The 12,467-nt window shown below is 49.8% G+C and carries 10 protein-coding genes; 7 read left to right on the top strand and 3 right to left on the bottom strand.

Going from position 1 to position 12,467, the window contains the following annotated elements; genetic code table 11:
- Window positions 1-101: 101 nt before the first annotated feature.
- Entirely contained in the window at window positions 102-2,978 is a 2,877-nt protein-coding gene (gene gcvP / locus GVJ32_RS02655) for an aminomethyl-transferring glycine dehydrogenase (RefSeq protein WP_159238477.1), read from the bottom strand.
- 390 nt (window positions 2,979-3,368) lie between these two features.
- Here gcvP and GVJ32_RS02650 point away from each other — a divergent pair, with 390 nt between their 5' ends.
- Genes GVJ32_RS02650 through GVJ32_RS02635 form a run of 4 tightly spaced genes read left to right on the top strand, consistent with a single transcriptional unit; the run spans window position 3,369 to window position 6,342 of the window.
- Window positions 3,369-4,433: a peptidoglycan-binding domain-containing protein gene (locus GVJ32_RS02650; protein ID WP_159238476.1), complete on the top strand. Its 1,065-nt coding sequence runs from the start codon at window positions 3,369-3,371 to the stop codon at window positions 4,431-4,433.
- A 54-nt stretch (window positions 4,434-4,487) separates the two neighbouring features.
- Complete coding sequence (locus tag GVJ32_RS02645) at window positions 4,488-5,090, top strand: uracil-DNA glycosylase family protein (RefSeq protein ID WP_353652892.1); 603 nt, start codon at window positions 4,488-4,490, stop codon at window positions 5,088-5,090.
- Window positions 5,087-5,686, top strand: coding sequence for an NUDIX domain-containing protein (locus tag GVJ32_RS02640; RefSeq protein ID WP_159238475.1), 600 nt, complete (start codon window positions 5,087-5,089; stop codon window positions 5,684-5,686). The genes GVJ32_RS02645 and GVJ32_RS02640 overlap by 4 nt, the downstream gene beginning before the upstream one ends.
- Before the next feature lie 59 nt (window positions 5,687-5,745).
- Entirely contained in the window at window positions 5,746-6,342 is a 597-nt protein-coding gene (locus GVJ32_RS02635) for a DUF1134 domain-containing protein (protein WP_200841306.1), read from the top strand.
- A gap of 62 nt (window positions 6,343-6,404) precedes the next feature.
- Here the strand turns inward: GVJ32_RS02635 and GVJ32_RS02630 are convergent, their stop codons facing one another.
- Together GVJ32_RS02630 and greB are read right to left on the bottom strand one after the other, a co-directional pair.
- Window positions 6,405-7,412, bottom strand: coding sequence for an alpha/beta hydrolase fold domain-containing protein (locus GVJ32_RS02630; RefSeq protein WP_435808062.1), 1,008 nt, complete (start codon window positions 7,410-7,412; stop codon window positions 6,405-6,407).
- Window positions 7,413-7,798: 386 nt separating this feature from the next.
- Window positions 7,799-8,299 carry a transcription elongation factor GreB gene (gene greB, locus GVJ32_RS02625; RefSeq protein ID WP_159238473.1) on the bottom strand — a complete coding sequence of 167 codons (501 nt, stop codon included), beginning with the start codon at window positions 8,297-8,299 and terminating at the stop codon, window positions 7,799-7,801.
- Window positions 8,300-8,519: 220 nt separating this feature from the next.
- On the opposite strand from greB, the gene GVJ32_RS02620 reads away from it, so the two are divergent.
- The 3 genes from GVJ32_RS02620 (at window position 8,520) to alaS (ending at window position 12,407) form a co-directional block, all read left to right on the top strand.
- Complete coding sequence (locus GVJ32_RS02620) at window positions 8,520-9,338, top strand: M23 family metallopeptidase (RefSeq protein ID WP_200841305.1); 819 nt, start codon at window positions 8,520-8,522, stop codon at window positions 9,336-9,338.
- 79 nt (window positions 9,339-9,417) lie between these two features.
- Window positions 9,418-9,603, top strand: a complete 186-nt coding sequence (locus tag GVJ32_RS02615; protein WP_159238472.1) for a Trm112 family protein — start codon at window positions 9,418-9,420, stop codon at window positions 9,601-9,603.
- Window positions 9,604-9,785: 182 nt separating this feature from the next.
- The gene (gene alaS / locus GVJ32_RS02610) at window positions 9,786-12,407 is read left to right on the top strand and encodes an alanine--tRNA ligase (RefSeq protein ID WP_159238471.1); all 2,622 of its coding nucleotides are present in this window, start codon (window positions 9,786-9,788) and stop codon (window positions 12,405-12,407) included.
- Window positions 12,408-12,467: the final 60 nt, after the last annotated feature.

Here is a 12,467-nt window from a genome sequence, read left to right as displayed (position 1 = left end):
AAATTTCTGTGAAGTAGTCTTAAAAAACGACTTTTGCCCTAAAAAAATGCAGTGATATTCGACGCTTAGGCGAATTTATGCCCTCGTTAGAGGGCATGATTTTAGTCTTGGAGATACATTTCAATGGGGGGGCAAGAGCATATTAAATTTCTGTCTCCAAAAACATTGTCAATTCTGTTGACGGTTGGCCAATATTTGCTGTCGCGTAGTTGTGCCACAGGGAAGCTCGCCTCTTCGCGGGAATAAGGGCGATCCCAGTCGGCGACGATATCGGCAAGGGTGTGGGGCGCATTGACGAGGGGGTTGTTGTCAGCGGGCAATTGCCCACTTTCTACGCGTCCTGCTTCGCGACGAATATGAATCATGGCTTCACAGAAGCGGTCTAATTCGATCTTCGATTCGCTTTCGGTCGGCTCTATCATCAAAGTGCCGGGCACGGGGAAGGACATAGTCGGTGCGTGGAAGCCATAATCCATTAAGCGTTTGGCGATGTCTTCTTCACTGATTCCGGTGCTCTCTTTGAGTGGGCGTAAGTCAATAATACATTCATGGGCAACGCGGTCATTGCGGCCGGTATATAGCACGGGGTAATGTTCTTTAAGCCTTGTGGCAATGTAGTTGGCGTTGAGAATGGCGACTTGGGTTGCTTTCTTTAAGCCGGCGGCACCCATTAATGAAATATACGTCCAAGAGATGGGCAGTATGCCTGCGCTGCCGTAGCTTGCCGCAGACACCGTGTCGTTGTGTGCTTCAAGTCCTTCCACGGGGAATACGGGGTGGTTGGGTAAGAATGGGGCTAGGTGCGCTTTAACACCGATTGGGCCCATGCCTGGTCCACCGCCACCGTGGGGTATGCAGAATGTTTTGTGCAAATTGAGGTGGGATACATCGGCACCGAATTCGCCTGGGGCAGCTAAGCCAACAAGGGCATTCATATTGGCGCCATCGACGTAAACCTGTCCGCCGTGTTGATGGGTGATGTTACAGATTTCGCGGATACCCTCTTCAAATACTCCGTGGGTAGAGGGGTAGGTAACCATCAGCGTAGAGAGTTGTTCTGCGTGGCGTTCGGCTTTGTTGCGAAGATCGTCAATATCGACATTGCCAAGTTCGTCGCAGGCTACGATAACAACTCGCATGCCGGCCATTGCTGCAGAGGCGGGGTTGGTGCCGTGGGCTGAGCTTGGTATTAGGCAGATGTCGCGAGCAAAATCACCACGGCTTTCGTGGTAGCGTTTTATTGCAAGTAAGCCGGCGTATTCACCCTGCGATCCGGCGTTCGGTTGCATTGAGAATTTGTCGTAGCCGGTGCAGGCGATTAACTGCTGCTCTAATTCGTCTATTAATTGAAGATAGCCAGCGACTTGGCTGCGCGGCGCGAATGGGTGCATATTGCCGAATTCTGGCCACGTAATTGGAATCATCTCAGTGGTGGCGTTGAGCTTCATGGTGCAGGAGCCCAATGCAATCATTGAATGATTTAGGGCGATGTCTTTGCGCTCTAGTCGATTCATATAGCGCAGCATTTCTGTTTCTGAGCGATGCTGATGGAATACAGGGTGGCTAAGAAAACTGCTTTGGCGGCGCAGATTTGCTGGAATACCGGGTAATTCGGCAAGGCTTTCATCTAGTGTTTGTATAGACGGAAGTGCTTTGTCGCCGGCGAAAATCTGCCATAGCTTCTCGATATCGTCGGTGCTTGTTGTTTCATCAAAGCTGATACTGACGCTGTTGTCGCCGCGTCGGATATTAAGTAACTCGGCTTCGGCCTTGTCGGCTAGCGGCGTGCTGGCGCTTCCCGTGTTAACCGTAATGGTGTCGAAAAACGCATTGTTGGTGCTATAACCAAGTTGCGCCAGGCCGGCAGCAAAAATCCCTGTCATGCGATTGATGCGCTGCGCGATGGTTTTTAAACCGTCGGGGCCGTGATATATCGCATAGAACACTGCCATGATCGCTAGTAGCGCCTGAGAGGTGCATATATTCGAGGTCGCTTTTTCGCGGCGAATATGCTGCTCGCGGGTTTGCATCGCCATCCGCAGCGCTTTATTGCCACGGCTGTCGATAGATACCCCAATTATGCGGCCAGGGATTGAGCGTTTAAAGCTGTCGCGGGTTGCAAAGAAGGCGGCGTGGGGGCCGCCAAACCCCATGGGTACGCCGAAGCGTTGTGCGCTTCCAACTACGATGTCTGCTCCTTGCTCACCAGGTGGTGTTAGGAGGATTAAGCTCATGATATCGGCGGCGACAACAGTCATTGCGTCTTGGGCTTTGGCCTGACTGGCAATGCTCGACAGTTCAGAGATGCTGCCATCAGTAGCCGGGTACTGCAGTAGTACGCCAAAGCAGGGAGTGGTGGCGAGTTCGGTTTCGGCATCGCCAACAACAATCTCTAAGCCTAAAGGCAACGCGCGGGTTTTTAGAACCGCAATAGTTTGCGGGTGACAGCGGTGATCGACAAAAAATACATCGCTTTTGTTTTTACGTGCAGAACGTTTACACATGGCCATCGCTTCGGCGGCGGCGGTGGCCTCGTCGAGTAGCGAGGCATTGGCAAGCTCTAGGCCTGTTAGATCTATCACCATTTGTTGGAAGTTTAGTAGTGCTTCCAAGCGACCTTGGGCAATTTCTGGCTGGTAGGGGGTGTAGGCGGTATACCAGCCGGGATTTTCTAAGACGTTGCGCAAAATAACCGGTGGCGTAATCGTGCCGTAGTAACCCGTGCCGATAAACGAGCGAGCAACTTGGTTTTTTGCGGCAATAGTGCGTAGACGAGCGAGGGTTGCAGATTCACTTTGTGGTGCTGGTAGTGGCATGTCGCCACGCAAGATTGATGCGGGCACGGTTTGTTGTATTAACTCGTCTAGCGAGTTTGCGCCAACGGTTTGGAGCATGGCTGCAGTTTGATCTTCGTTTGGGCCAATGTGGCGGCTCAAAAAATCGTCACTTTGTGAAAGGGAGGTAAGAGTATAGGTCATTCTGCGAGTTGCCTGCGTCGTCGGATTTGCGGCGCTCATTAAATCATATTTGAGCGTCTTTTTCTTTGGCAATTTTCCGCGACGGGCATGTCTATTGATCGTTGATATCAAGGTATTCACCGTGCAAATTTGCGCATTCAATGGGCTTATGAGTAGCGCTGATTTCGCGAGCTAATACACATTATGTTTTTGCGGCTACTAGCGTAAGGCACACGTGGTCTGAATGTGTATTAGTTGTTGAAAATACTGGTTTTTTATCGCTTTTGAGCTCGATATACGAGCTGCAGACGTTATAAGATATTGCTATCTAACATCTTGATTAAGAGGTTTGCCTTGGTTTTGGCTACACTGAAGAATACTTGTCGAAAATGGTGTGAGCTAGGTCCGCGAATGTCTGGGATGTTTGGCTTGCTGGTTTTTGCCGCCTGCGCGCCGCTTCCATCATCCACAAGCACACAACTTGCCTTGGAGCCGAGTCCCAAAGAAGAGCGTATTTCGACGCTGGAGGTTGCACTCGCCGACGCATTGATCGAAATCGAAAAAATGAAGGCGAGGGAACCTATGGCCTCTGGTGCGGATGCGCTCCCAGCAATTCCGCCCAATGCCGAGACAGGGCGTTGCTATGCCAAATTGCTAGCGCCGCCAAATTATATAGATCGTATAGAGCGCCGGATTGTTAAGGAGGCTAGTGAACGCCGCGAAACGCTTCCGGCGCGTCTTGAGTGGTTTGATGAGCAAGTGCTGGTTAGCGAAGCACACGTTCGCCTTACGGTCGTGCCTGCTACTTATAAATGGCAGGAAGAGAGAACGCAGGTTGTGCCATCAAAGAGTCGCCAGATGTTGGTGACGCCAGCACGCTATAACACCGTGGTAGAGGAAGTCACTGAGTCGCCGGAGGAGTGGGTGTGGCGACCAGGGCGAGGAGATATTGAGAAAATCGACGAGGAGAGTGGCGAAATTGTACATCAAGTGTATATTCCCACCCGCTATCGACAAATTAAAAAGCAGATCTTAGTCGAGCCTGCCAAATACAGAAAAGTAGTCGAGCCAGCGGTGTATGAAACGGTGCGCAAGAAAGTGGTTGACGTTCCGGAGCACACTATAGAAGAGCGAATTCCCGCAAAGTACAAATCTGTTAAAGCGCAGCGTGTAATAGAGCCTGAGCGTGAAGTGACTCACTATATTGCGCCGGTATATAAAGAGTTCAGCTATCGCGAAAAAGTGACCGATGCCAAATTAGCTTGGCGCATGGTGCCCTGTGAGCGAGATCTAAATAAGGAGCTGGTTTACAAGATCCAGCGCGCTTTGCGTAAGCTCGGTTACGATACTGGAGGAGTTGATGGGGTCTTGGGAAAATATACCCTCATAGCCATTCATGACTTTCAAAAGCAGAAGGGCTTGGCAACTGGACGTTTGTCTTCTGAGTCGATTCAAGCGCTCGGCCTAGAGTTTTAGTAGTTTTCGCTTGTTGCGCTATTTTTAATACCTAGGTGCTTGCCGCCAGTAAATGTGGCAGCGCACAATGACGGTATGGAAACTTTAGCCACCTTGTTAACCGCCGTTCATGATTGCAATTTATGTGCGGCGAATTTACCGCTTGGCCCACGGCCAGTAGTGCATGTAGATGCATCTGCGCGAATACTCATTATTGGGCAAGCCCCAGGGACACGTGTTCACGAGAGTGGTATTCCGTGGAATGACCCTTCTGGCGATCGCCTGCGACAGTGGTTGAATATTGACCGAGCCCAGTTTTATTCTGATGAGCGTTTAGCCATTATGCCGATGGGGTTTTGCTATCCTGGCAAGGGGCGTTCGGGGGATTTGCCTCCTCGTAAAGAGTGTGCGCCGCATTGGCATGAGCGACTGCTAGCGCAGATGCCGTCGATAGACTTGGTGTTGCTGATTGGCCAGTACGCGCAGAACTATTATTTAAACGATGAATTTAAGACCCTAACCGAGCGGGTCGAAAACCACCCTGCCGACTCTTATTTTTTCCCTTTACCGCATCCTTCTCCTCGAAATCAGCTTTGGTTGAAGCGTAACCCTTGGTTCGAAACTAGGGTATTGCCTCGGCTCCGCCGGCGAGTGAGTTCAATTTTGGAGATGTCATGAGCAAAGTGTTTGGCCCTTGGCGGCAGCTTAGTGTTCAGAAAGTATACGAGAACCCCTGGCTACGTCTTGAGCATCACGAAGTTAAAACCCCAGCAGGCACCGATGGAATTTATGGCAAAATTTGTTTTCAGAATATAGCGGTTGGCATTATTCCAATTGATGAAGAGGGTTATACCTATTTGGTGAAGCAATACCGCTACACCTTGGAAGCGGAGAGTTGGGAAATTCCAGAGGGCGGCTGTCCATTAGGAAGTTCACCACTAGCGACAGCGCAGCGTGAACTGCTAGAAGAGACTGGCTTGAGGGCCGCTCAATGGGTCAAGCTGATGGATTTGCGCACCTCAAATTCGGTGTCGGATGAACGTGGTGAAGTGTTTTTAGCGAAAAACTTACTTCAGGGCGAGGCGGATTTAGAGGCGACCGAAGATATTGTCGTTCGTCGTTTGCCTTTGGAAGAGGCGATAGAAATGGCGATGGATGGTCGAATTACTGACGCGATCAGTGTTGCCGCTTTATTTAAAGTAAAGATACTGTTGCTGAGTTTAAATGGGGATGTACAGCAGATGTTTTTTGCATTGCCCGACGCAATGCTGTAAAGGTTTATATCAGTAATGATAAAAATGACTAGTAAAATAAATGGTGATTGGAGAAGTATATGAGAAATGTAAATAGACAATTTCAATACCTAATGAGTACCCTGTTAATTCTGATGTTGGGGGCGGCGATTCCCGCCTTTGCAGAGAATGTGGCTGAGAAACCCAAGGTATCTGAGGGGTTTACTAAGGAGCAAGTATTAGAAAAAGCAGATTCTTTTTTTGGTGAAACCACTGCTGGTTTGGCGAAGGCAATAGAGAAAGTTTTTGCCGAGCAGGGCAGCCCAAATGCAATCATTGCGGGTGAAGAAGTTTCTGCCGCATTAGGTGTTGGTGTGCGCTACGGACAGGGTGAGGTGCAGCGCTATAGTGGCGAAGTGCTGCCAATATTTTGGCAGGGGCCATCAGTTGGTTTTGACATGGGGGCAAATGCATCAAAAGTATTTACCTTAGTTTATCATCTTGATGATATGGACCAACTAATGCAGCGTATTCCCGGCGTTGACGGTAGCTTTTACGTTGTGGCTGGTGTGGGTGTGAATTACCAGCAGAATGGTGATTTAATTTTAGCGCCGATTAGAACGGGTGTTGGCTTGCGTGCTGGCGCGAGTGTCGGTTATGTTCATTACAGCGATAAAAAATCGTGGATACCGTTTTGATTTGTTTTTTATAAAACTAGGGGGAGCAATGCTCCCCCTAGTTTTATAATCTAAGAATACTTTCAGTCTTCAATTTGCTCCGCTTCGGGTAATTCTTCTAGGACTTCTTTAGCAAGATCAGACGCTAAATGACGGCGGTAAAGTTCGTTTAAATACACTGTTAAATGATTCACTACAATTTGAGTGCGTAGCGAAATTGCGATTTCAAAGGCGTGCTGTGCGTCTGGTAACTCGGCGTAACTAACAGCCTGATTAGACACCTCTTTTAGCGCATCATAAAGTACCCTCGACTCTTGAACGGGCACCAAGGTGTCGGCTTCGCCGTNAATAATTAAAAATGGCGGAGCATCTTTATGTACCCAGTATAGCGGTGATGCCTGACGCCATAATTCGGGTGATTCGGCGCGGGTTTTTTTAAGTACTTTGGCAGATACCCACTGACTCAGGGATTCGCTGTTGCGCTGGCCTTGGCTGTTAAGAAAATCGTAAACGCCGTAGAAAGGTATACAGGCCTGAACAGTGGTATCTGCAGCTTCAAAGCCGGGCTGGAATTCTGGCGCGTTAGCACTTAGGGCTAATAAACAGGATAAATGCCCGCCTGCCGAACCACCTGTCGCCGCGATAAAGTCAGGGTTGCCGCCATATTTGCCGATATTTTCTTTGATCCAGTGCAGGGCGCGTTTGCAGTCGATGATATGGTCTGGAAACGTAGAGCTGGGGCTTAGCCGATATTCTACTGCAACGCAGACCCAGCCGTTTGCCGCCATTTGGTACATGAGGGGCAGCGCCTGTTCATTTTTACTACCAAGGTTTTCTAACCATGCGCCGCCGTGCATTTGGAACAAGACGGGCGCGTTTTGGGGTAGATCATCGCGATGATAAATATCTACCCGCAATGAGCGGCCATCGACGCGGGAGTATTCGATGTTTTTAACACGGCGCACATTGGGTAGTTTGTAAGCAAAAGGCTTTGCTAGCCGCTTTGCGTCGGGCTCAATCAATGTGGCGTTTTCGGTGTTTAGCACTTGCTCAGGCGTCAATTGCAGAGCGTAGCGAACAGCTTGCGCCATGATGGGGTCGGCGCGTTGTGCTCTAAAGTAGAAAATTGCGATGGCGATCCAGCTACAAAGTGCTATCGCGAGTCCTAGCGCATCGCCAAGGCCACTTAACTCACCAAATATTATGATGAGCAGCGTAAGGCCAAACTCCACCGCGATGACGTGCAGCGCCAGCTCGCCAGTGATAAAACCAAAAATAAAGCTGAATACCCCCAGTATTTCTGGTGCAGATTTATGAGGCCGATAGACGTTCCATGCCGTCCAAGCCCAGATCAGTGATAGCAGCAGCATAGTGCATTCTCTCGTTAGTGGCGTAATCGTGTTTGGCGCCAATGATAGGCTATGTGTATGACGATCTCTACCGGCCCTCAGATCGCTATACGGGGTTTGATCGATGATCAGTTACCGTAGCGGATACCGATAATGTAGTAGCTTTGCGTGCCTTTGGGGGTTGCCACAATGACTTCGTCGTCCAATCGCTTGCCAAGCATGGCCTTGGCGAGGGGGGAGTCCATTGAAAGTTTATATTGGCTTAGATCAAATTCATCGGGGCCGACGATACGGTATTCACATTGCTCTTCGTCATCATTTTCGACTGTGACCCAAGCGCCGAAGTAGACTTTGCTTTGCTCTTTGGGTGTTTCTGCCACTACGATAAGTTCGTCTAGACGCTTGGTCAGAAACCGAACTCGGCTATCTATTTCTCTCAGTCGGCGTTTGCCATAGATATAATCGCCGTTCTCTGAGCGATCGCCGTTTTTTGCGGCTTCATGCACGGTGGCGGTAACCTGTGGACGTTCAATTTTCCAAAGTTGACGGAGTTCCTCTCGGAGGGCTTTTTCTCCCTCTGGAGTAATGTAGCAAGAGCCTTTGGGGCGAGGTGGGCGGTAGCGAGTCATGGTATGGGTGTCAGATTGTATTTATAGAGTTCAGCATAAAGGTAGCGCCTTGCCAACACAGCGCTAAGAAGATGCGTAAAATGCGTGCTAATTACGGCAAACGCAGCAGCTGCCACCGCCACTGCTTTGCCTTGGTGTTACTCGCGTCGTTCTCTTAATTTCACTGTTTGGAACGACAGCCGGGTATGGTAGCGTAGCGTTTGTAATTAGAGGATAGCAAATGATGAAAAAATGGTTTGTAAGCTGTGTTGCTACGCTGGGGTTTACTGCAGGGGTTTATGCTGATATTGAATTGCAGGGCAGCTTACAACAAGGCGGTTTGATCTGGGCGACGGTAGCGCCAAGTAGTACCGTCAGCTTGGATGGCAAATCGATACACATTGCCGACAATGGCTTATTTGTGGCCGGCTTTGATCGCGATGCAGGGCCAGTGTCGGCCTTAAAAATTTGCAGTTCGACAGGTGAGTGTGTCGGGCAGCGGCTCGATATCACACAGCGCAGCTATGACGTTCAGCGTGTAAACGGTGTGCCACAAAAGACCGTTACTCCCCCCGCCAGCGTGCTTGAGCGCATTCGTCGGGAGGGCGCATTAGTTAGCAAGGCGCGCAGTGAGTTTTCCGCTAGGCAAGATTTTATCAAAGAGTTTAAATGGCCTTTGCTGGGGCCGATCACGGGTGTATTCGGCAGCCAGCGTGTCTATAATGGCAGCCCTGGTCGGCCACATTACGGTTTGGATATTGCCGCACCTACCGGCACACTGGTTGCTGCGCCCATTGATGGGGTGGTGACCTTAGCCTACCCCGATATGTTTTATTCCGGTGGCACCCTGATTATTGATCATGGTCTAGGTGTGTCCTCGACCTTTATTCATCTTAGTCGGATATTGGTGGAAGAGGGGCAGCTTGTTAGGCAGGGTGACCCCATAGCCGAGGTTGGGGCGACGGGACGCGCGACAGGGCCGCATTTGGACTGGCGTATTAATTGGGCTGATCGACGTCTTGACCCTGCCTTAATAATTGGGCCGATGCCTGAGCATTAAGTATTAGTGCATTGGCAAGAGTGGGCCGCAGTGGCGCCTAAGGCGTTAAAAACAATGATTTTTGAGTGCATAAAAACTAATGATAGATAAAAAACTACTAGAAATACTGGTTTGCCCTGTTAGCAAGGCACCATTAGATTATGATGAGCAGCGCAGTGAATTAGTGTGCCGCGCCAGCGGTCTTGCCTACCCAATTCGCGATGGTATTCCGGTGATGCTGGAGTCAGAAGCACGTGTTCTGACGACGGATGAAAAACTTGGTTAGAGCCAACTTCCTGTTGGCGTAGATTTCTTGCGTCGCATAGCGTCGTAAACAGTTCAAGTCAGATACAAGTTCCCGCAATTTCGATATACTTGGCGTTTTTTCGCCACGGCTTAGGCTGTGGCGAGTGGCTGTTTAGCATCTTATCAGCCACCGACAAGAGCCCACGGAGTGAGAGAGTTTCAATGAAAAGCGCCGCCATTCGCGAAGCCTTTATTCAGTATTTTGAAGGTAAAGGACATACCCATGTAGCTAGCAGTTCGCTGGTGCCGGGTAATGACCCCACTTTGTTGTTTACGAACGCGGGAATGGTGCAATTTAAAGACGCCTTCCTGGGTCGAGAAAAACGTAACTATGTTCGTGCGGTTAGCTCGCAGCGCTGTGTGCGTGCCGGCGGGAAGCATAACGATTTAGAAAATGTGGGTTATACCGCCCGCCACCATACTTTTTTTGAAATGCTGGGTAATTTCAGTTTTGGCGATTACTTCAAGCGTGACGCAATCACATTTGCATGGGAGTTTTTGACCTCTCCTGAATGGATGGGCATTCCCGCCGAAAAGTTGTGGGTGACGGTGTATGCCGACGACGACGAGGCGTATCAGATTTGGAACGAGGAAGTGGGTGTTCCTGCTGAGCGCATGGTGCGCATTGGCGACAATAAAGGCGGTAAATACGCTTCAGATAATTTTTGGTCTATGGGCGATACTGGCCCGTGCGGCCCTTGCACTGAAATTTTTTACGACCACGGCGAAGACGTGTTTGGTGGTCCGCCAGGTAGCCCAGATGAAGATGGCGACCGCTATATTGAAATTTGGAACAACGTGTTCATGCAGTTTAACCGTGATGCCGACGGCACCATGGCGCCGCTTCCTGCACCGTCAGTAGATACCGGTATGGGGCTGGAACGCATATCTGCGGTAATGCAGCATGTGCATAGCAATTATGAAATTGATTTGTTTCAAAACCTGATTGCCGCAACCGCCGGCGTATTGAATGTCAGCGATCTGGAACACACCTCCTTACGGGTTATTGCTGACCATATTCGCTCTTGTGCATTTTTGGTGTCAGATGGGGTTATGCCATCTAATGAAGGTCGAGGCTATGTGCTGCGTCGGATCATTCGCCGCGCGGCTAGACATGGTAATAAACTCGGCGCAAATGCCGCGTTTTTCCATAAACTAGTAGCGCCGCTTGCTACAGAAATGGGTGAGGCTTACCCAGAGCTACTGGCTCGGCAGGCGCAAATCGAGAAAGTCTTGCTGCAAGAGGAAGAGCAGTTCGCCAAGACCCTTGAGCAGGGCATGAAAATTCTCGAGCAAGATTTAGAAAATTTAAGTGCGAGCCAGATTCCAGGTGATACCGTTTTTCGGCTTTATGATACCTATGGCTTTCCGGTTGACCTCACCGCAGATATTGCCAGAGAAAAGGGCCTGAGTTTAGATCTGGACGGCTTTGAATCAGCAATGGAAGCGCAGCGTACTCGTGCTCGTTCAGCCTCTAATTTCAAAGTTGATTTAAGCGATGAGCTGGCTTTAGACGGTGAAACCAGCTTTTCTGGATATCAAAGTCTGACTGAGTTGGCCTCGGTGAAGGCAATTTTACGAGATGGTCAGCGGGTTAGCTCTCTAAAAGAAGGTGATGCCGGCATTATCATCTTAGGTAGCACGCCATTTTATGGCGAGTCCGGCGGCCAAGCAGGAGACAGCGGCTACCTAAGCGCGGAAGGTGTGCGCTTCGAAGTCCGTGAGACCCAAAAGTCAGGCGGTCATCACTTGCACCATGGTGTGCTACTAAGCGGCGTTGTTGCGGAGGGTGAAACCCTATTTGCAGAAGTGGATAATACCGTTCGCCAAGCAACGGCTTTAAATCACTCCGCTACCCATTTGTTGCATGCTGCCCTGCGTCAGGTGTTGGGGGAGCATGTTGGTCAGAAGGGTTCCTTGGTTGATTCCCAGCGCCTTCGATTCGATTTCTCGCATTTTGAAGCGCTTAGTAAGCAAGAGCTCTCGGCAATAGAAGCCTTGGTAAACCAACAAATCCGCTTAAATACGCCTGTTCAAACCGAAATTATGGATATGGACGGTGCTGCCAAGCGTGGCGCAATGATGTTGTTTGGTGAGAAATACGGCGATAGTGTTCGGGTTTTAAGCATGGGTGGTGACTTTTCCATAGAGCTTTGTGGTGGTACCCACGTACAGCGTACAGGTGACATTGGTTTAATGCGTATTACCGCTGAATCTGGTATTGCTGCTGGCGTTCGTCGTATAGAGGCCGTTACCGGCGCAGCCGCACTGACGGCGTTTGACAATGCAGAGAATGAGTTAAGTAATTTGGCCGGTTTGCTTAAAACGGGCCGAGAAAAAATCGGTGATAAAGTACAGCAACTCCTTATTCAGCAAAAGCAGTTAGAAAAAGAACTGAGTGCGTTGAAGGGTAAATTGGCAAGTTCAGCGGGTAATGACTTGATGTCTCAAGTTGAAGAAATTAACGGTGTAAAGGTGTTGGTGACCAAGCTGGATGGTGCCGACGCGAAATCACTGCGTGACACCGCCGACCAACTCAAAAATAAACTGGGTTCGGGCGTGCTGTTACTTGCTGCCGATGAGGGTGAGAAAGTGTCGTTAGTTGCCGGCGTTACCAAGGATCTCATCGATCGCTTTAAAGCGGGCGATATTATGAAATTGGCCGCTGAAGCGGTCGGCGGCAAGGGTGGCGGGCGTCCCGATATGGCCCAAGGTGGTGGGACGGATAGTGCCGCTATTCCAGCCGCTCTGCAGGCTGCTCGGGATTACTGTCGTTCAAAATAAGTGCGATATTAGGTAAATCACGTATAGCGTGCATTGAGTCATTTCCTTTAAATTTGATCT

The organism is Zhongshania aliphaticivorans (assembly GCF_902705855.1).
GTDB classification, from domain to species: Bacteria; Pseudomonadota; Gammaproteobacteria; order Pseudomonadales; family Spongiibacteraceae; genus Spongiibacter; species Spongiibacter aliphaticivorans_B.
The sequence above is the reverse complement of the archived record's forward strand: the minus strand, read 5'-3'. Positions and strand labels throughout refer to the sequence as shown.

Coding starts and splice junctions, on each gene's coding strand:
- GVJ32_RS02650 (WP_159238476.1), top strand. CDS start 3,369: ATGTCTGGGATGTTTGGCTTGCTGGTTTTTGCCGCCTGCGCGCCGCTT.
- GVJ32_RS02615 (WP_159238472.1), top strand. CDS start 9,418: ATGATAGATAAAAAACTACTAGAAATACTGGTTTGCCCTGTTAGCAAG.
- greB (WP_159238473.1), bottom strand. CDS start 8,299: ATGACTCGCTACCGCCCACCTCGCCCCAAAGGCTCTTGCTACATTACT.
- gcvP (WP_159238477.1), bottom strand. CDS start 2,978: ATGACCTATACTCTTACCTCCCTTTCACAAAGTGACGATTTTTTGAGC.
- GVJ32_RS02635 (WP_200841306.1), top strand. CDS start 5,746: ATGAGAAATGTAAATAGACAATTTCAATACCTAATGAGTACCCTGTTA.
- GVJ32_RS02620 (WP_200841305.1), top strand. CDS start 8,520: ATGATGAAAAAATGGTTTGTAAGCTGTGTTGCTACGCTGGGGTTTACT.
- GVJ32_RS02640 (WP_159238475.1), top strand. CDS start 5,087: ATGAGCAAAGTGTTTGGCCCTTGGCGGCAGCTTAGTGTTCAGAAAGTA.
- alaS (WP_159238471.1), top strand. CDS start 9,786: ATGAAAAGCGCCGCCATTCGCGAAGCCTTTATTCAGTATTTTGAAGGT.